At 68.2% G+C, this 16,805-nt stretch carries 21 protein-coding genes; 6 read left to right on the top strand and 15 right to left on the bottom strand.

Annotated features, from left to right (window positions below):
- Window positions 1-8: 8 nt before the first annotated feature.
- From BIWAKO_RS35920 to BIWAKO_RS09425, 3 genes are all read right to left on the bottom strand, one after another.
- Window positions 9-185 (bottom strand): hypothetical protein, encoded by a 177-nt coding sequence (locus BIWAKO_RS35920; protein ID WP_176733293.1) that lies wholly within the window; start codon window positions 183-185, stop codon window positions 9-11.
- Between the two features lie 250 nt (window positions 186-435).
- On the bottom strand, window positions 436-1,029 hold the full coding sequence (locus BIWAKO_RS09430; RefSeq protein WP_069878485.1) for a UbiX family flavin prenyltransferase: 594 nt from the start codon (window positions 1,027-1,029) through the stop codon (window positions 436-438).
- Complete coding sequence (locus BIWAKO_RS09425) at window positions 1,026-2,546, bottom strand: UbiD family decarboxylase (protein ID WP_069878484.1); 1,521 nt, start codon at window positions 2,544-2,546, stop codon at window positions 1,026-1,028. The genes BIWAKO_RS09430 and BIWAKO_RS09425 overlap by 4 nt, the downstream gene beginning before the upstream one ends.
- 110 nt (window positions 2,547-2,656) lie before the next feature.
- On the opposite strand from BIWAKO_RS09425, the gene ubiT reads away from it, so the two are divergent.
- The 6 genes from ubiT (at window position 2,657) to BIWAKO_RS09395 (ending at window position 7,372) form a co-directional block, all read left to right on the top strand.
- Window positions 2,657-3,208, top strand: a complete 552-nt coding sequence (ubiT, locus tag BIWAKO_RS09420; RefSeq protein WP_069878483.1) for a ubiquinone anaerobic biosynthesis accessory factor UbiT — start codon at window positions 2,657-2,659, stop codon at window positions 3,206-3,208.
- A complete protein-coding gene (gene ubiU / locus BIWAKO_RS09415; RefSeq protein ID WP_069878482.1) occupies window positions 3,199-4,176 on the top strand; it encodes a ubiquinone anaerobic biosynthesis protein UbiU in 978 nt (325 codons plus the stop codon). Before ubiT ends, ubiU begins: the two co-directional genes overlap by 10 nt.
- Window positions 4,177-4,210: 34 nt before the next feature.
- Window positions 4,211-5,101, top strand: a complete 891-nt coding sequence (ubiV, locus tag BIWAKO_RS09410) for a ubiquinone anaerobic biosynthesis protein UbiV (protein WP_069882312.1) — start codon at window positions 4,211-4,213, stop codon at window positions 5,099-5,101.
- A 49-nt stretch (window positions 5,102-5,150) separates the two neighbouring features.
- A complete protein-coding gene (locus tag BIWAKO_RS09405; protein WP_244523393.1) occupies window positions 5,151-5,522 on the top strand; it encodes a hypothetical protein in 372 nt (123 codons plus the stop codon).
- A 130-nt stretch (window positions 5,523-5,652) separates the two neighbouring features.
- Window positions 5,653-6,105: a pseudoazurin gene (locus BIWAKO_RS09400; protein WP_069878481.1), complete on the top strand. Its 453-nt coding sequence runs from the start codon at window positions 5,653-5,655 to the stop codon at window positions 6,103-6,105.
- A 61-nt stretch (window positions 6,106-6,166) separates the two neighbouring features.
- Window positions 6,167-7,372, top strand: coding sequence for an NnrS family protein (locus tag BIWAKO_RS09395; RefSeq protein ID WP_069882310.1), 1,206 nt, complete (start codon window positions 6,167-6,169; stop codon window positions 7,370-7,372).
- A 43-nt stretch (window positions 7,373-7,415) separates the two neighbouring features.
- Here the strand turns inward: BIWAKO_RS09395 and BIWAKO_RS09390 are convergent, their stop codons facing one another.
- The 12 genes from BIWAKO_RS09390 to BIWAKO_RS09340 all read right to left on the bottom strand — a co-directional run bounded on the left by BIWAKO_RS09390 (window position 7,416) and on the right by BIWAKO_RS09340 (window position 16,767).
- Window positions 7,416-8,108 (bottom strand): Crp/Fnr family transcriptional regulator, encoded by a 693-nt coding sequence (locus BIWAKO_RS09390; RefSeq protein WP_069878480.1) that lies wholly within the window; start codon window positions 8,106-8,108, stop codon window positions 7,416-7,418.
- A 102-nt stretch (window positions 8,109-8,210) separates the two neighbouring features.
- The gene (locus BIWAKO_RS09385) at window positions 8,211-8,480 is read right to left on the bottom strand and encodes a hypothetical protein (protein WP_069878479.1); all 270 of its coding nucleotides are present in this window, start codon (window positions 8,478-8,480) and stop codon (window positions 8,211-8,213) included.
- Between the two features lies 1 nt (window position 8,481).
- Entirely contained in the window at window positions 8,482-9,030 is a 549-nt protein-coding gene (locus tag BIWAKO_RS09380) for a cytochrome c oxidase subunit 3 family protein (RefSeq protein WP_069878478.1), read from the bottom strand.
- Window positions 9,027-9,902, bottom strand: coding sequence for an SUMF1/EgtB/PvdO family nonheme iron enzyme (locus BIWAKO_RS09375; protein WP_074471527.1), 876 nt, complete (start codon window positions 9,900-9,902; stop codon window positions 9,027-9,029). Before BIWAKO_RS09375 ends, BIWAKO_RS09380 begins: the two co-directional genes overlap by 4 nt.
- Before the next feature lie 60 nt (window positions 9,903-9,962).
- Window positions 9,963-11,090: a copper-containing nitrite reductase gene (gene nirK, locus BIWAKO_RS09370; protein WP_069878476.1), complete on the bottom strand. Its 1,128-nt coding sequence runs from the start codon at window positions 11,088-11,090 to the stop codon at window positions 9,963-9,965.
- A gap of 113 nt (window positions 11,091-11,203) precedes the next feature.
- Window positions 11,204-11,488, bottom strand: coding sequence for a metal-sulfur cluster assembly factor (locus BIWAKO_RS09365; protein WP_069878475.1), 285 nt, complete (start codon window positions 11,486-11,488; stop codon window positions 11,204-11,206).
- Entirely contained in the window at window positions 11,485-12,027 is a 543-nt protein-coding gene (locus BIWAKO_RS09360) for a DUF2249 domain-containing protein (RefSeq protein ID WP_069878474.1), read from the bottom strand. Before BIWAKO_RS09360 ends, BIWAKO_RS09365 begins: the two co-directional genes overlap by 4 nt.
- Window positions 11,990-13,387, bottom strand: coding sequence for a hypothetical protein (locus tag BIWAKO_RS09355; protein WP_074471526.1), 1,398 nt, complete (start codon window positions 13,385-13,387; stop codon window positions 11,990-11,992). The genes BIWAKO_RS09360 and BIWAKO_RS09355 overlap by 38 nt, the downstream gene beginning before the upstream one ends.
- Before the next feature lie 26 nt (window positions 13,388-13,413).
- A complete protein-coding gene (locus BIWAKO_RS09350; RefSeq protein ID WP_069878472.1) occupies window positions 13,414-13,716 on the bottom strand; it encodes a DUF2249 domain-containing protein in 303 nt (100 codons plus the stop codon).
- Window positions 13,717-13,819: 103 nt separating this feature from the next.
- Complete coding sequence (locus tag BIWAKO_RS35915; protein ID WP_176733292.1) at window positions 13,820-13,975, bottom strand: hypothetical protein; 156 nt, start codon at window positions 13,973-13,975, stop codon at window positions 13,820-13,822.
- Between the two features lie 70 nt (window positions 13,976-14,045).
- Complete coding sequence (locus tag BIWAKO_RS09345; protein ID WP_069878471.1) at window positions 14,046-15,938, bottom strand: nitric oxide reductase activation protein NorD; 1,893 nt, start codon at window positions 15,936-15,938, stop codon at window positions 14,046-14,048.
- Between the two features lie 10 nt (window positions 15,939-15,948).
- Window positions 15,949-16,767, bottom strand: coding sequence for a CbbQ/NirQ/NorQ/GpvN family protein (locus BIWAKO_RS09340; protein ID WP_244523630.1), 819 nt, complete (start codon window positions 16,765-16,767; stop codon window positions 15,949-15,951).
- Window positions 16,768-16,805: the final 38 nt, after the last annotated feature.

Below are 16,805 nucleotides of genomic sequence, written 5' to 3'. Positions count from 1 at the left end.
GGCGCGCCTCAGAAACAGGCAACGATGGCGGCGATGAGGCCGTCGGTGAAGAGTCGGTCGCCCTCGCGCCACCAGAGCAGCAGTCCGGTCAGCAGCAGCGCAAACGCGCCGCCGCCGAGCAGCCATAGCCCGGTCCGCGAGGCCTCGGCCTCATGCTCGGCGCCTGTCTGATCCGATTGCGTCATGACGGCGAGCATAGCCGGGCCAGGCTGAGGCCGGAAGCGGCAACCGTGACGCAGGGGAGTGCAAGGAGAGTGGAGCGGGCAATCGGGATCGAACCGACGGCAAGCTCGGTCAGATGTCGCGGGACGGGATGATCCGCTTCGATGGATGTCACGTGTTCATGCCGGAGCATGCCTGCCTCCTGGGGCGCGAGGTCGTCTCGGCCCTCGACGTCCAGCTCGACCTGCCGGTGCGCCGCTAGAGCCGGGCGGTCTAGCTCCCGGCAGGCTCCCCCTGCCACTCGGCGAGCGGCAGCCCGCACGTGTCGAGATCGAGCAATCCGATGGCTCGCAGCGCGATCTGATCGACGATCTCGCCCACGTCGCGCGGTCGCAGATAGAAGGCGGGAACGGGCGGCGCGACGATCGCGCCGCTCTCGGTGACCTGTGTCATAGCCCGCAGATGGCCGAGATGCAGTGGGCTCTCGCGTGCCAGCAGCACGAGCCGGCGGCGTTCCTTCAGCTGCACGTCGGCGGCGCGCACCAGCAGGTCGTCGAGTTGGCCATAGGCGATCGCGCACAAGGTCCGCATCGAGCAGGGGGCCACGATCATGCCTGCGGTGCGGAACGAGCCGCTGGCGATGGTGGCGCCGATGTCGCCGTGATCGTGGCAGTGGGTCGCCAGGGCGCGTGCCCGCTCGAGAGCGCCGGGGCCGATCTCGCTGGCCAGGGTTCGCTCGGCAGCGGGCGAGACGACGAGATGGATGTCGACCGCCGCGATCCCGGCCAGTAGCTCCAGGACACGCAGTCCGATCGCCGCGCCTGACGCGCCGCTGATCCCGACGACCACCCGCGACCGTCGGTTCATCGCGTGGCTCGCTGCTTGGTTGCGAGGCCGAGCGTGGGCCACAGGGCGTCGATGCGGGCGCTCACAGCCGAATCCATCGCGAGCGCACGCCCCCATTCCCGCTCGGTCTCCGGCGGCAGCTTGCCGGTCGCATCGATGCCGAGCTTGCCGCCCAGGCCAGGCTTGGGCGAGGCGAAGTCGAGATAGTCTATCGGCGTGTCGGTCACCGTCACGAGGTCACGCGCAGTGTCCGACCGGGTAGCAACCGCCCACATCACCTGGGCCCAGTCGCGTGGATCGATATCGGCGTCGACCACGATGACGAGCTTGGTGTAGGTGAATTGCGGCAGCATCGACCACAGGCCGAGCATCAGCCGGCGCGCCTGGCCCGGATAACGCTTTGCGATGGCAACGACCGCAATCCGATAGGAACAGGCCTCCGGTGGCAGCCAGACATCGACCACCTCCGGGAACTGGCGACGCAGCAGCGGCAGGAACAGCACGTTCAGCGCCTCGCCGATGCGCGACGGCTCGTCCGGTGCGCGCCCGGTGAAGGTGGAGAGATAGAGCGGCTCGCGGCGCATCGTCACCGCAGTCACGCGCATCACCGGAAAGGGCTCCACGGCGTTATAGTAGCCGGTATGGTCGCCGAAGGGCCCTTCCGGCGCTGTCTCGCATGCCGACACGAGCCCCTCGATCACGACCTCGGCTTCGGCCGGGACGGAGAGCGGAACGCTGATGCAGGGCGTCAGGACAGGGCGCTCGCCGCGCAGAAGACCCGAGAACCGCAGTTCGGAGACGGTTTCCGGCAGGGGTAGGACCGCCGACAGAATCGTCGCCGGATCGGCGCCGATCACGACCGCGACGGGCATGTCACGGCCGAGGCGGCGCCATTGCTCGTGGTGTCTTGCCCCACCGCGATGGGCAAGCCAACGCATGATCGCGCGGTCGCGGCCGAGCATCTGCATGCGATAGACGCCGATATTGCACTCATCCTCGGGCGACGGCTCGGGCGGTGCCGTGATCACGAGTGGCCAGGTGATGAGTGGGGAGGGCTCGCCCGGCCAGCAGACCTGCACCGGCAGGGTTGTCAGATCGATCGCGTCGCCCTGGAAAATTCGCTCCTGGACCGGCGCACGGGCGCTTTCGCGCGGACGCATCGACAGGGCCGCTCGCGCCAGCGGCAAGGCCCGCCATGCCTCTGCCAGGTCGCGCGGTGGTCGTGGCTCGCGCAGCTCCGCCAGCGTCCGGCCGAGCGCGGGCAGATTGTCCGGGCGGATGCCGAGCCCCCAGGCGACGCGTTCGACCGTTCCGAAGAGGTTGGTGAGGAGGGGGATCGGTGAGACCGTGCCATCGGGCCGCACGGGTCGCTCGAACAGCAGGGCGGGTCCGTCCTCGGCGATGACGCGACGGTGGATCTCGGTGACCTCGTGCACGACGCTGACCGGCTCGGCGATCCGGTGCAATTGGCCAGCCGCTTCGAGATGGGCGGTGAAGGCGCGCAGGTCTCGAAAGCGGGGAAGTTCGCGTATCGGCAAGGGGCTCGCTCCAGTTGCAGCAGCATTCCCTGGTCCATTCGTGTCTGTCTTTGCGCCGGCGCAACGAGTGTCGCGGCAAGCGGCCTAGAAGCGGTCCGGTGAGGTGACCGATGCCAAGCCCTGAAACGCCCGCGGCAGACGCGGCGCCCGCGACATTGCCGCCATTGCTGTCGCTCGCCCTGCGGCCGCTGCCGCTCGAGCCGCTCCAGCCCGCGCTGGCGCTCATGCTCGGCCGCATCAGCCGGCGCCATCCCGGCCTCTACAGCCGGCTGGGGGAGCATGCCGGCAAGCGCTTCGGCATCGATCCGACCGACCTGCCCTTCGCCTTCGTTCTGGAGCCGCGCCTCGATCGGCCGGCGGCGCGTGCGGTCCGGCGGCTGCCGAGTGGGCTCGACGCTCGGATCAGCGGCCCGCTGGCAGGGCTGATCGGAATGGCGGAAGGGGTGTTCGACGGCGATGCCCTGTTCTTCTCGCGCAGGCTCGTGATCGAGGGTGATGTCGAGGCGGTTCTGGCGCTGCGCAACGCCATAGACGATGCGCGACTGGACCTGCGCGCGCTGCTGTTCGGCAGGCTCGGGCCGCTGGGGCGCGCATTGGCCGGCCTGTTGCGCGGGCGGGCGGGACTGGCGCCCGATTCGTTCGGAGCCGGGCCGTGGAACTGATCTGTCCCGCAGGCACTCCCGCTGGCTTTGAAGCGGCCGTCGAGGCGGGAGCCGATGCGATTTACTGCGGCTTCCGCGACGAGACCAACGCCCGCAATTTCCCCGGTCTGAACTTCAGCCGCGAGGAGATGCGCCGCTCGATCGCGATCGCGCATCAGCGCGGCGTCAAGGTGCTGGTCGCGATCAACACCTTCGCCCGGGCCGGGGCGCTCGCGCTCTGGCAGGCTTCAATTGACGACGCCGTCGATGCCGGGGCGGATGCGCTCATTTTGGCCGATCTCGCGACGCTCGACTATGCTGCCAGGCGCCATCCCGAGCAGCGCCTGCACGTCTCGGTCCAGGCCGGCGCGGCCAACCCGGACTCGATCCGCTTTTATGCCGAGAGCTTCGGTGCCCGGCGCGTGGTATTGCCGCGCGTGCTCAGCGTACCCGAGATCGCCGCGATCATCCGCGAAAGTGCCTGCGAGACGGAGGTCTTCGTCTTCGGCGGCCTTTGCGTGATGGAGGAGGGCCGCTGTTCGCTCTCCTCCTATGCGACCGGCAAATCTCCCAACATGCAGGGCGTCTGCTCGCCGGCGAGCCATGTCACTTATGAGGAGCGGGACGGCGAGATCGTCTCGACGCTCGGCGGCTTCACCATCAACCGCTTCGGCAAGGGCGAGCCGGCTGGCTATCCGACCCTGTGCAAGGGCCGGTTTTCCACGCCGAAAGGCTCCGGCTACATTTTCGAGGAGCCGGTCAGCCTCGATGCCGCGATCATGCTGCCGGCGCTGCGTGCCGCCGGCGTGACCGCACTCAAGATCGAGGGACGGCAGCGCGGGCGCGCCTATATCGCGCAGGTCGTTCGTTCGTTCCGACGGACCATCGCCGCCCTCGATGCGGGAAAGCCCGCTCCCGCCGCCGGACTCGCCACCATGACCGAGGGACAGGCAAGCACGGTCGGCGCTTACCGCAAGACCTGGCGATAGTGCTGTCGCGTCTGATTGGATGAAGGAACGGACGATGCAGCTCACCCTCGGTCCCGTGCTCTACCATTGGTCACCGGAGCGCTGGCGCGACTTCCATTACCGCATCGCCGACGAGGCGCCGGTCGATACCGTGGTGGTCGGGGAAGCGGTCTGCTCCAAACGCGCGCCATTCAAGCAGGATTACCTGCCCGGCGTCGTCGAGCGTCTGCAGGCCGCGGGAAAACAGGTCGTACACGCCTCGCTGATCCTCGTGTCGCTCCCGCGCGAGCGACGGCAGACCAGCGAGCTCATGTCGGCGGAAGACATCATGGTCGAGGTCAATGACCTGACCTGCCTCGCCTTCCCCAGGGACAGGCCGCATGCGATCGGGCCTTTCGTCAACGTCTACAACGAGGCGACGGCCGGCTTCCTGGCCCGGCGCGGCGCGACACGCATCTGCCTGCCGCCGGAGCTGCCGCTGGCGGCCGTCACAGCGATCGCCACCGCGCTGCCGGAAACCGCAATCGAGGTCTTCGCCTTCGGCCGGGTGCCGCTCGCGATCTCGGCGCGTTGCTACCATGCCCGCGCTCATAAGCTCACCAAGGACAATTGCCGCTTCGTTTGCGAGCAGGACCCCGACGGCATGCCGGTGCGGACGCTGGACGGCGCCGGATTCCTCTCCGTGAACGGCGTGCAGACCCTGTCGCATGGCTGTGCCGGCCTGTTGCGCGATGTCCCGTTGCTACGCCGCGCCGGTGTCGCTTCTCTGCGCCTCTCGCCGCAGGACTGCGACATGGTCGCGGTCGCGCAGCTCTTCCGCGACGTCCTCGGCGAGCGGATCGCCCCGGAAGAGGCCGAGAGACGGCTCGGCGAGATCTATCCCGGCGTGCCGCTGGCCAACGGCTTCCTGCACGGAGCCCCTGGCCATGCCCGTGTGGGAGCGTAAGCCCGGGCGCAATGCGTTGAACCCCATCTGAAGGCGGAAGGAGCCGGTCATGAATGGCGGGCAGGGCAGGGGAGCGGGCAACGCTCATGACCGCGGCGCTCCGGCGACGCCAGCGAGCGAGCTGATCGGCCGGCTGCGCAGGGTGCTGCGACCCGAGGAGCTCGATTGCGCCTGCCGTGAGACGCTCGACGGTGCGCTCGCTCGCTTCGACCAGCTCGAACGCCGACGCGAGTGGCGCCGGCAATTCGCGGCAGCACGCGACCACAAGGAGCGGATCACCGCGCTGCTCGCGTTCCTGTCCGAGCTCGATGCGCTGAGCGAGGCCGAGAGCGATCGCAGCGTCTTCGAAGAGCTGGCGCTGCTCTTCATCGAGATCGCACGCAGCGCGGAAGCGGGTGCAGCCGCCTTGCGGGAATTGTGAGGCCAGGTTCGGGAGCCCTGTCCCAATCCATCGCGGATTTGCGATTTCGCAAATTGCCGCCGCCGCGCGGCCGCTAGTGTTGCGGTGCAGCGAGAGAGTGATGAACTCGTTGCGGTGATGGAGAAGACAGATGTTCAAGACCATTCTGGCCGGTGCGCTGATGGCGCTGGCGGCCGCCGGGGCGAATGCCGCGGAAGTCGAGATCAAGATGCTCAACAAGGGCGCCGCCGGAGTCATGGTGTTCGAGCCGGCGCTGGTGAAGATCGCGCCGGGCGATATGGTGAAGTTCGTTCCGACCGACAAGAGCCACAACGCGGAGAGCATTCCGGAGATGCTGCCGGCGAGTGCAGAGCCGTTCACTGGCAAGATGAACGAGCAGGTCGAGGTGACCTTCAAGGAAGCCGGCGTCTACGGCGTTCGCTGCAAGCCGCACTACGGCATGGGCATGGTGGCGCTGGTCGTGGTCGGTGAACCCACCAATCTCGAAGCCGCCAGTGCCGGTGCTGCCAAGGCTCCCGGCCGGGCGAAGCAGGTCTTCACCGACCTGATCGCCAAGGCGAACCAGATCGCCAAGGCGCAGTAGTCCAACATTCCCGCCGATCGGGCGCGGCCGGACACGAACCGGCCGCCGGAGGATGGTTCTGATGGCACCCATACCGCGGTTGCAGGCCTATGAAGGGCCAGCCCTGTTATCCTATGGCTTCAGACCCTTCTTTCTTCTGGCCGCCCTGCAGGCCGGACTGACGACCCTGGCCTGGTTGCTGGTCGTCACCGGTCGTCTCGTCCTGCCGACGGCGTTCACGCCAGTGGATTGGCACGTCCACGAGATGCTCTTCGGCTATCAGGCGGCGGCGGTCGGCGGCTTCCTGCTGACGGCCATCCCGAACTGGACAGGCCGGCTGCCTGTGCAGGGCAGGCCGTTGCTCGTGCTCGTGATCGCCTGGTTCGCGGGCCGGGTCGCGGTTGCCTATTCCGCCGTGATCGGCTGGCCCCTGGCCATGGCGCTCGACGCGCTCTTCCTCCTGCTGCTCGCCGGCGCGGCCGCGCGCGAGATCGCGGCGGGGCGCAACTGGCGCAATCTAAAGGTCGTGGCCCTTGTCGGGCTGCTGCTTACGGCCAACCTGACCTTCCATCTGGAGGCCGGGCTGGCTGGAAGCGCGGACTTCGCCCGTCGCTTCGCCATCGCCGTCGTGCTCTTGCTGCTCGCATTGATCGCGGGGCGCATCGTGCCGAGCTTCACACGCAACTGGCTGGCCCAGCGTGGGCCGGGACGGATGCCGGTTCCCTTCGGGCGCTACGACAAGGGTGTGCTGGCCGCGAGCGCCACTGCCCTCGGCCTTTGGGTGGCGCTGCCCGATGCTCTTGCAACCGGCGTGGTGTTGGCGGCCGCGTCCGCGCTCCACCTCTTCAGGCTGGCCCGTTGGGCGGGGGAGCGCACCTGGCGCAATCCCCTGCTCGTCGTCCTGCATGTCGGCTACGCCTTCGTGCCGCTGGGCTTCGCGCTTACGGCGGCGGCGAGCCTCGGTTTCGTGGCGCCCGCCGCCGGCATCCATGCCTGGACCGCCGGCGCCTTCGGCACCATGACGCTCGCCGTGATGTCACGCGCCAGCCTTGGCCATACAGGCCGCCCGCTGGTCGCCACGACCGCGACCCAGGCCTGCTATGGGCTCGTCCTCATCGGCACCGTGGCGCGGATCTGCTCGGCGCTCGGTCATGGTCCGGTTGCGCTGCTGCACATAGCCGGGTTGGGCTGGTCGCTGGCATTCCTCGTCTTCGCGGCGGTCTACTGGCCGGTGCTGACCGGTTCACGCCTCGCCCCGAAGGCCGCACCGGCCGCGCAACGGGCCTGACCGGACCCGTCTCCGACACGAAGCTGCAACGCGCCGGAGTGGCCTAATCCGCGTTTTCCGCCAGGCGCTTGAGGGCGGGCGCATCGCACACCACGAGCTTCTGCCTGCCGCCCTCGACCAGACCCCGCGTCTCCCAGGCGCTGAGGATGCGCGACACCGTATGCAGGGTGGTGCCGGTCATTTCAGCGATATCGCGCCGCGAGATCGGGAAATCGACGCGCACTCCCGTTTCAACGGGTTTTCCGGCCTGCTCGACGAGCCTGAGCACGGCGTGGGCCACCCGGCGCTCGACTTCTTCCGTCGACATCTCGCGGATGCGGGTATGGGCTTCGTCGAGGCGTTGGCCGATGGTTCGTATCGCGTTCATCGCCAGATGCGGATTGTCCTCGACGAAGCTGTCCCAGGATTCGCTTGGCCATGCTGCAACGAGGCTGTCGACGGCTGCCGTCGCGGTGCCCGGATAGTCGGAGCGGCCGAGCGCGCGCGTGAAGCCGAACAGGTCGCCGGGATGGACGACCCTCACGATGATCTGCTGACCATCGCGCGTCACCTGCGTCACCTTCAGCCGGCCATGCAGCAGGAGATAGAAGGCCTTTGCCGCATCGCCCTGCTCGAACACGGCTTCGTCCTGGGGAACGCGGCGCGCGCTGGCCAGCGCGGTCAGGCGGTCGAGCTGCGCATCGCTCATGGCGGAGAAGAGGGAAATGCTGCGCAGCACGCTGCGATCCAATGCCACGGTGCTGCCTTCCCTATGGCCGATCTGAAAAGAGCCCGCGCAGTGCCGTTGCGCAGGCGGGATGCGGGATAAGACCGCAATCGCGATGGGCGTTCAAGTGCGTCACGATACCCCGGCCAGCGCGATTCTGGCGCCTGCCAGCAAACAGACGAGGGCGGCATAGCCGATCAGTGCGCCGGCCAGCATCGTGCTGTCGCGCTGCAGCCGCATGAAGCCGAGAATCACGAGCATCGCCTTGGTCAGGCTGAGGGCAGCGATCGCAGGGCCGCGAAACCCGACCGGCAGGACGGAGGCTGCGAGCAGGCTCAGGCCCGTCGCGGCGAACAGGCAAAACAGCACGATGGGGAGAGTGAGGGCGTCGCGAGATCGCATGTCAGCCGAGATAGACGACGGGAAGGATCAGGAGCCAGACGAGGTCGATCAGGTGCCAGACCGTCGCGATACTGGCGACATGGCGCGGCGCCGGTCGCCAGGCGACGAGCAGCAGCAATCCGGCGACGAACAGGACATGGGCGAAGTGGAAGCCGACAACGAGCATGTAGAGCTCGCAGAGACGCCCCTCCATTGCCGCGAGCACCGGAAGCTCGTGCGTGAACGCTGCGATCTTGAGTGCGCAGAAGGTGAAGCCCCCCAACGCGGCGGCAACGAGATTGCGGCGTGGGTGCTGTCCGGAGGTCGCACGGGCAGCGAAGAAGCCACTGGTGACGAGCACGGCCGTGGCCATGCCGGTGAGGCTGAGGTCGAGCGCGCCGCGCAGCGCGGCCAGTGCCCGCGGATCGAGCGCGGCCAACAGAAGGAAGGCGCCCAGCAACGCGCCAAAGACGAGGAGCTCGCTCCAGATCAGGATCCAGAGCAGGAACTCGATGCCATTCGCGGTTTCCGGCCGTGCGGCGCTGAGGCCGCGGCCTATGGCGACGTTCATGCCGGCAGGAGCCTGCGCAACCGGTCGCGCCAGTCCTGTTCGCGGATCAAGCGGAAACCGAGGCTGTCGGGCGGGGTTGCCACGGAGCAGCCGCCGGCCTTCGGGTTGCGGATGAAGAAGCTCATTGGTGCGCGGTGCTGCCCCTCGACGACATAGATCCCACAATTACTGGTCTCGCCGAGCTTGCGGCCCGCGGCGTCGAGCGCGACGCGGCGCAGGCAGGTCTGCGTCCATTCCCAGATATTGCCGGCGATGTCGTGGATGCCGTGCTCGTTGACGCCGAAGCTGCCGATCGGGCGGGGAGCAGGATCGCTCGCCGCCTTTCGGTTGGCCTCGCGTTCGTAGTCGGCGAGCCAGCGCCGCGCCGGGTTGGTCTCGCCGCCATCCAGGCCGCGCGCGTCGTCGACGAAGCGCGAGCCGGCAGCATGGGCCCATTCGAGATCCGTCGGCAGGCGCCAGATCGCCCCCGTCTCGCGCGACAGCCAATTGGCGTAATCGGTGGCGTCGACATGGCTGACGCCGGTCACCGGGAGGTCGCCACGGGGCGCGGGATGATCGAGGCGCTTGCAGGCGCCGGCCCCGACGCAGTGTGCATAATCGGCGGCCGTGACCTGGTAGCGCATGACCTCGAGGGGCTGCCTGATCGCGATGGCTATGCGCGGGGCGTCGACCGGGCGGCCCGCACGGCTGTATTCGTCGGGGAGCCGATGCAGCAGCGTAGCCGGTGGCACGATCGCGGTCTGCGGCAGCGGGAAAGCCGGCATGGTGCGACGCGCAGGGCCGGACAGCAGAAGCGCCATGGCGCCTGCCATGAACAGGAGGCCGAGCGAGGTCGTCACCCTCGGCAGCGTTAGGTGTAGCGTCGTAGCCATGGCGGCAACCCGTTTGGGAGGGGCTGTCTCCCCGCGAAAAGCGGGGAGACAGGCGGAAGGTCAGATGCCGGCAGGGCCCAGGATCTGCTTCATCAGGTCGTCGTTCCACTCGCCCTCGACCTTGAAATGTCCGGCGGCGCCGAGCTCGAAGGCCTCGATCAGGTTGTGGTTGACATAGGCGTAGATGCCCGGCTGCAGGAAGGTGTAGAGCGCAGCTCCGGCGCAACCGCCCGGGATGAACCAGGTTTCCAGGTCACGCTCCGGCGGATTGCGGAACTTGCCCGTGGCCCAGACATAATCGCCATGGCCGCCGATCAGGTGCGGACGGGTATCGCGGTTGGCCTGCGAATGGACGATCAGCACGGTCTCGCCGACCTTGGCGGTCATGGCGTTCTTGCCGGTCAACCCGCCGACCCTGCCGTTGAAGACGATATGGCTCGGTGTCAGCGTCCGCATCGCCTTCTGCACGTCCTCATGGGCCTCGCCGGCGCTGGCATAGCGCTTGAACTTGCCGCTCTCGTCGCGCGGGACATAGAAGTCCTGCTCGCCCACATAATAGACCTTGTCGTATTTCAGCAGCTTGCCCAGATGGTCCTTCAGCCCGTCGCGCGGCAGCACCATGATTGCGCCGTTCATGCCGGCGGTGACGTGCCAGGGCACCATGCCGGGCGGGGCGCAGTGGTAGACGAACACGCCCGGCCGGGTGGCCTTCCAGCGCAGCACGACCTTCTCGCCGGGGCTGACCTCGGTCAGCGCCCCGCCACCGAGCGCGCCCGTCGCCGAATGGAAGTCGATGTTGTGCATCAACTCGTTCGTCTCGGCGTTGATCAGGGTGAGCTCGACATAATCGCCCTCGTGCACGACCATCAGCGGGCCGGGCACAGTACCGTTAAAGGTAAAGGCGAAGGTCTCGGTGCCGGCATCGTCGAGGACGATCTTCTTCTCGCGGATCGTCATTTCGAACTCGATGAGCTTCGGTCCACCGGTCGCGACCTGCTCATGCACCTGCACGAAAGGCGGATCGACCAGTTTCGCCTTGACGCGCGGCAGCTTCGCCACATCCGCGGCCGAAGCCTTGCTCATCACGGCCTGTGCCTGAGCCGGCGCAGAGGCAGCCTGGACGAATACCCCGGTGGCTGCCGCCCCCGCCAGAATACTGCGACGGGTCAGTTTGAGCTCTTCGCCCATGGCTTGTCTCCTTGCCCAATGACCGGAGATCTACCGGTCGTGAAGACTTTAGGAGCCTGGCGAAATCGCTCTTTGTTGCAGCACAACATCTTTGACGATAGCGTCGTCGGCGCTCATTCGGCGGCGATCATCCCGGGGTTCCAGGCCGGCTCGTAGGTGAGCGTCACCAGGACATCGCTGACGCCTTCCACAGCGCCCGCCGCCATCGCGACGGCTTCTCTCAGGAAGCCCGCAAGCGGGCAGCCGCGGGTCGTCGTGGTCATGGTGATCGCAACCACTCCGTCCGATGTCGCATGGATCGTGTAGATCAGGCCGAGATCGACGACGCTGCGGCCGAGCTCGGGGTCGAGCACGTCGCGCAGCGCGATCTCAACCAGGCGTTGCAGGCTGACACTCATTGGTGGGCGCTTCCGCCGCCATGGCGCACGAGCAGGCGGTAGGCCGTGCCGGATGCGTCGAAATTGCCGGCCCATTCGTGCTGGCGCTTCGCCAGCTCCGGGAACAGGAAGACGGGCTCGCGAGCCAGGAGCGCAAACAGGACATCGCCTGGCTGCAGGTTCTCGAGCGTCTCGAGGATGCGCACCATCGGTTCGGGGGGCTCGAGGTCGCAGAGGTCGAGCTCCGCGGCAGGCTCGCCCCAGAAGAGGGCCGAGGGGCTGCTGCCGATGGCGAGACCCTCGCTGGTGTCCGGGGTCTGGAAGGGTGCGAAGGTCACTTCCCAATCGCCGTTGTCGAGTGCTCGGTCGCTCGCCGAGAAGCCCCGGTTTGCCAGGACGGAGAACAATGGCACCGGCCTGAATGGCGCGACAAGGCGAAGGGCCTGGCCGGGCGCCAATGCGCTCACGGCCTCCATGATCGCCTGGAACGGCTCCTCGCCAGCCCGCAACATCGGTCTGACGTCAAGCTCGCGGGCTTGCGGCGTTTCGGTGGTCGACATGAGGTGGTCTCCTTTCGCCGGTGCGTGCAAACAGCAGCCTCGGGTGTTCATGTGCTGGCGGCCGGGCGTCGGCCTTGATCTCGGACAAGCGGCGCACGCGCACGAGCTCTGCCGCAACCCCGGCGGTCCCCACGAGACAGGGCAGCATGGCCCAGCGGAAGCCGGAGGCTGCTCCGGCAGCCAGGGCGCCCGTTCCCAGCGTGACGCCGCCAAAATACAGCGTAAACCACCAGCCCGTGCGCGGCATGGCGAGAAGCTCGCCGACGCGCGGCGTCGGCCCGCGCCCGAGCCGTGGCGCGTAGGCCTCGAGCCAGGTCATGAAGGAGACGATCTTCACGAGCTGGGCGAGCGTCAGGCCGCTGAGCCAGCCGAAGACGAGAAGGAAGGCCAGCGCAGCGATTATGCGGTCACCGGCCGCCACCGCCACCGCCACCGGCAGCTGCGCGATGCCGAGACCGAGCGAGACATAGGCGGGGATGCCGGCGAGCATGTTGATTTCGAGCGCCTTGCGTCGGCGCGTGCGATAGAGGGCGAGGATGTCCCGGCAATAGAGCGCGCTCGCCATGGCGAGCGCGGCGAGCGCCGTCGCGAGCCATCCGGTCCCGGGTGCGAAGCCGGCGAAGGGAGCGAGCAATCCGCCAAGCGCGGTCGCAAGCCCAAGCCCGGCACAGGCCAGCACCGGCCGCACGCGGCGGGCGGGCGGTTCCGGCGACATCATGAACATGACGAAGAGCCGGTAGCTGACGCCGAAGGCAATCAGCCCGAGCCAGCCACCGAGGCCGAGCAAGGCATGAAAGGGTAGGCCGTCCGGCAGCACCGCCAGGTTGCCGAGCCAGCCCCCGCGGCCGGACAGGATCGCGGCGAAAGCCGAGCCGCTCAGGGCCGTGGCTAGGAGGCAGGCCAGACCGGCCAGGACGAAATATGAGAACAGCGTAACCGGGCGCGCGCTCAGCACTGTTGCCAGCAGCATCATCCCGAGCAGGGCAAAGCCGGTCAGCAGAGCAGCGGCCGCCAGCGGCAGGACATCCAGCGGCCCGTTGATCCAGCCGGCCAGCGTCGCGAAGCCGATGCAGAGCAGGAGGAGGCCGGCACTGAGCGACACGAGCGCAGGCAGGGCCAGTTGCGGCAGGGCGAGGGGGCGGGAGACCAGGACCGGCACGAACTGCAGCAGCGCCCCCGCCATGGCGAGGCTGAGCCAGCCGATCACCACGATATGGACGAGGACGAGCGTCGCGGGGTCGCCGAGGCCAGCGGCCGGGTAGCCCAGGCCAGCCATGGCGAGAGCCTCGGCCGCGAGCAGGAAGGCGAGCGCGGCTGCGAAATAGCTCATCGTCCAGCGCGACAGCGATGCCATCGGCATGGCTGTGGTCTCCCGGTCGGGCGGCTTCAGTGGCCGCAGGTGCAGGAATGGCCTTCATCATGGCCGCCACAATCGGCGGTGCCGACATCGGCTTCGTTGCGGCCGATCTCGACCTGCCACAGCTCCGGCCCCGGTACGATATAGGCCCAGGAATAGGCGCCGGGATAGCGAGCCTCGATCTGCCGTCGCAGTGGTGCGGGGTCGTGGTCGTTGACGATCCTGAAGGCTTCGCCGGGGGCCAGACGCTCCAGGATCCCGAAGATCGTGGCATGGCGGATGGAGTGCGGGATTGCGTGCACGTCCAGGGGTTCGAGGGGTGGGGTGGTCATGGTCCCGGCTCCGTTTCGGCCCCGAATGCGGGGTATCATGAAGACTAGCCGGGTCGTGCCCGTGGCAATTTGTCGAGGCTCAAACAGCGCGCGCTTGGCTGCCTCACTGTTCGAGGAAGAGCATGGCGGCAATGGCGAGCGACATCAGCACGGCTGCCGCGACGCCGCCCTTCTGCAACACGCCCATGCGATAGAGCATTGCGGCCATCGCGATGATGGCCGGCGTGGCGATGGCAAGGCCCATCTGGGCGTCTGTCATGGCGTTCTCCTCAGAGCGTGATGTCGCGTGACCTTCTCCGGAAACCGGTTCCCGCTTTTCGGGATCAAGCTCAGGCTGCGAGTGCGCGATAGATCGCCGGCAGGGCCGCCGGCAGGCGGTCGAGCTTCGAGACCACGGCGTGGCCGTTGCGGCCGAAGAGATGCGGGATATAGGCGCGCGACTCGCGGTCCACCGTCACGGCAAAGACGCAGATGCCGGCGCGGCGCGCCTCGATCACCGCCATGCGCGTGTCCTCCATGGCGAAACGGCCCTCGTAGTGGTCGATATCGTTGGGCTTGCCGTCGGTAAGGACGAGCAGCAGCTTTCGCCGGTCGGGCCGCGCCCTGAGCCCGGCGGCGGCATGGCGGATCGCCGTGCCGATGCGGGTGTAGTATCCGGGCCGCAGCGCGGCGATGCGCGCCTCGACAGCCGGTCCCATGGCCTCGTCGAAGCGCTTCAGCGTTTCGATCCGGACCCAGTCGCGGCGGCGCGAGGTGAATGTCAGGATCTCGTGCCGGTCGCCGCAGGCGGCCAGGCCATGGGCGAAGACAGTGAGGGCCTGCTTCTCGACGTCGAGCACGCGCAGGTCGTCGAACCAGGAATCGGTGGAGAGCGAGATATCCATCAGCGTCGTCACGGCAAGGTCATGCGCCTGCGGCCGTGTCGCCAGATGGATCCGCTCACTGCCGGGCCCGCCGGCGGCGAGCTCGGCCTGCCGGCGCACGACGGCGTCCAGATCGAGATCGGGGCCGTCGATCTGCCCACGTTGCGGGACACGCAAGGGGCGCAGCGCCTCGAACTGACGGCGCACCTGGCGCACCAGCGCGCGTGTCGCCGCGTCCTGCTCGGGCGGTTCCAGCTCCTGCCGGGCCGTCGCGGCAAGGACCCGGCAGTAGTCCTCGCGATAGGAGGCGCTCCGGAAGTCCCATTCCGGGTAGGTCAGGGTCCCGGTGAGGGCGGCCTCGTCGATCGCCTCCGGCGGCAGGTCGAGATCGAAGCGGAAGCGTGAGGCCGGGCGGCCCTTGCGCTCGCTCAGCACCATGTCGTCGAGTTCGTCCGCGGCCTCGGGCTCGTGCTCCTCGCTGTCGTCGGACGGGCGATCGACGGCGACCATCTCGGACATCGCCAGGATCTTCTCGAAGCGGTTGAGGATGAAGGGGCTGCGCTCGCGCCACTCCTCGGCGGTCTCGTCGCGGCTGGCGGCGCAGGCCTTCTCCTGCGCTTCGGAGCGGGCAGTGGCAGGTCCCGACTGCTCCTCGTCGCGCCGCCGCGCGCGCGCCGGGGCGGCCGCGCTTGCCAGCGGCCAGAGCGGCACTCCCAGCGCCGGCAGATAGCCGGCCGGCGCCCTGGCCGGCCAACTCCCGGCGTCGAGGTCGATGTCCTCACCACGCAGGAGCGCGCGGATCACTGCCTCGATCCGCTCCTCGGTCGCCGGCAGACCCTTTCGGCTCCGGGTTGCGAGAAGCATCGCGGCGAGGCGCCGATAGGTCGGGGCGAGGCCGGGGAAACGCGTCAGGACCTTGGCCACCAGACGGCTTGCCGCCGCGATGAGCGCGATGTCGCGATGAAGCGGGTCGCCCTCCGGTAGGGTTGCGGGCGCCATGACGGCCATGCAGGCCGCGAGCCAGACATAGAGGTCGCGGTTCAGTTCGGGCTCGGGGAACAGTGCGATCCGGGCCGGAAGCTGCAGGCTGTCCGGCGTGCGCAGCGCCTGTGCCAGCCGTTCCTCACCGAGGCCGACGCGCTGGCGCAGATTGAGCCGATGACCGGCAACGCGCTCGCGGGCTGGCACGATCCGGACCCCGGGCTCGCCGCCAAATCCGCGAAAGCAGACGGCCAGTGTCGGCGCCATGCTCGCCAGCGTCACCGCCGCCTGCGGATGATGCGGCAAGCTCGCGGTCTCGCCGACCAGCTTGTGCCAGAAGCGCCCGACCGTCTCCTCCAGCTCGAGGAAATCCAGCATCGGAAAGCTCCTAGACGAGAACCGCGCGGGCAATCTCGACGAGCCCGGCCTTGACCTCTGGCTCGTCGGTCAGTGGCTCTATGATGGCGGCCATCACCGCCTCGGAGAGCGGCAGGCCGGCGGCGAGCAGGGTGGCGGCATAGACGACAAGGCGGGTCGAGACACCTTCCTCGATGTCCTGCCCCTTCAGCCTGCGCAGGCGCCGGGCGAGGTCGACCAGCGGCGCGACAGAGCCTTCGGCGAGCCCGCTTTCCTTCGCCACGACGCCGATCTCCTGCTCGCGCGGCAGGAAGTCGAAGCTGATCGAGACGAAGCGCTGGCGGGTCGAGGGCTTCAGGTTCTTGAGCAGGTTCTGGTAGCCGGGGTTGTAGGACACCACGATCATGAAGGAGGGCGGAGCGGCCAGCAGCTCACCGGTGCGCTCCAGCGGCAGGAGACGCCGGTCGTCGGTGAGCGGATGCAGCACGACCGCTACGTCCTTGCGAGCCTCGACGATCTCGTCGAGATAGCACAGCCCTCCCTCGCGCACGGCCCGGGTCAGCGGTCCGTCCGTCCACACCGTCTCGCCGCCCTTGAGCAGATAGCGACCGGTCAGGTCGGCGGCGGAGAGATCGTCATGGCACGACACCGTGAACAGCGGCAGGCCGAGTTTCGCGGCCATATGGGCGACGAAGCGTGTCTTGCCCGAGCCCGTCGGCCCTTTGAGCAGCAGCGGCAGACGCCGCTCCCAGGCCTTCTCGAACAGGAAGCGCTCGTTGCCGGAAGCGGTATAGGCGGCGATGTCGTGCACCTCGGCGGCGGAAGCCGGGACGGGCGGGCGCGGGATCATGTTCATCGCAGAAATCCTTGGAACAGGGAGGCAGCCGC

The organism is Bosea sp. BIWAKO-01 (assembly GCF_001748145.1).
Lineage (GTDB): Bacteria > Pseudomonadota > Alphaproteobacteria > Rhizobiales > Beijerinckiaceae > Allobosea.
Note: the sequence above shows the minus strand (reverse complement) of the source record. Positions and strands in the feature narration are given on the sequence as shown.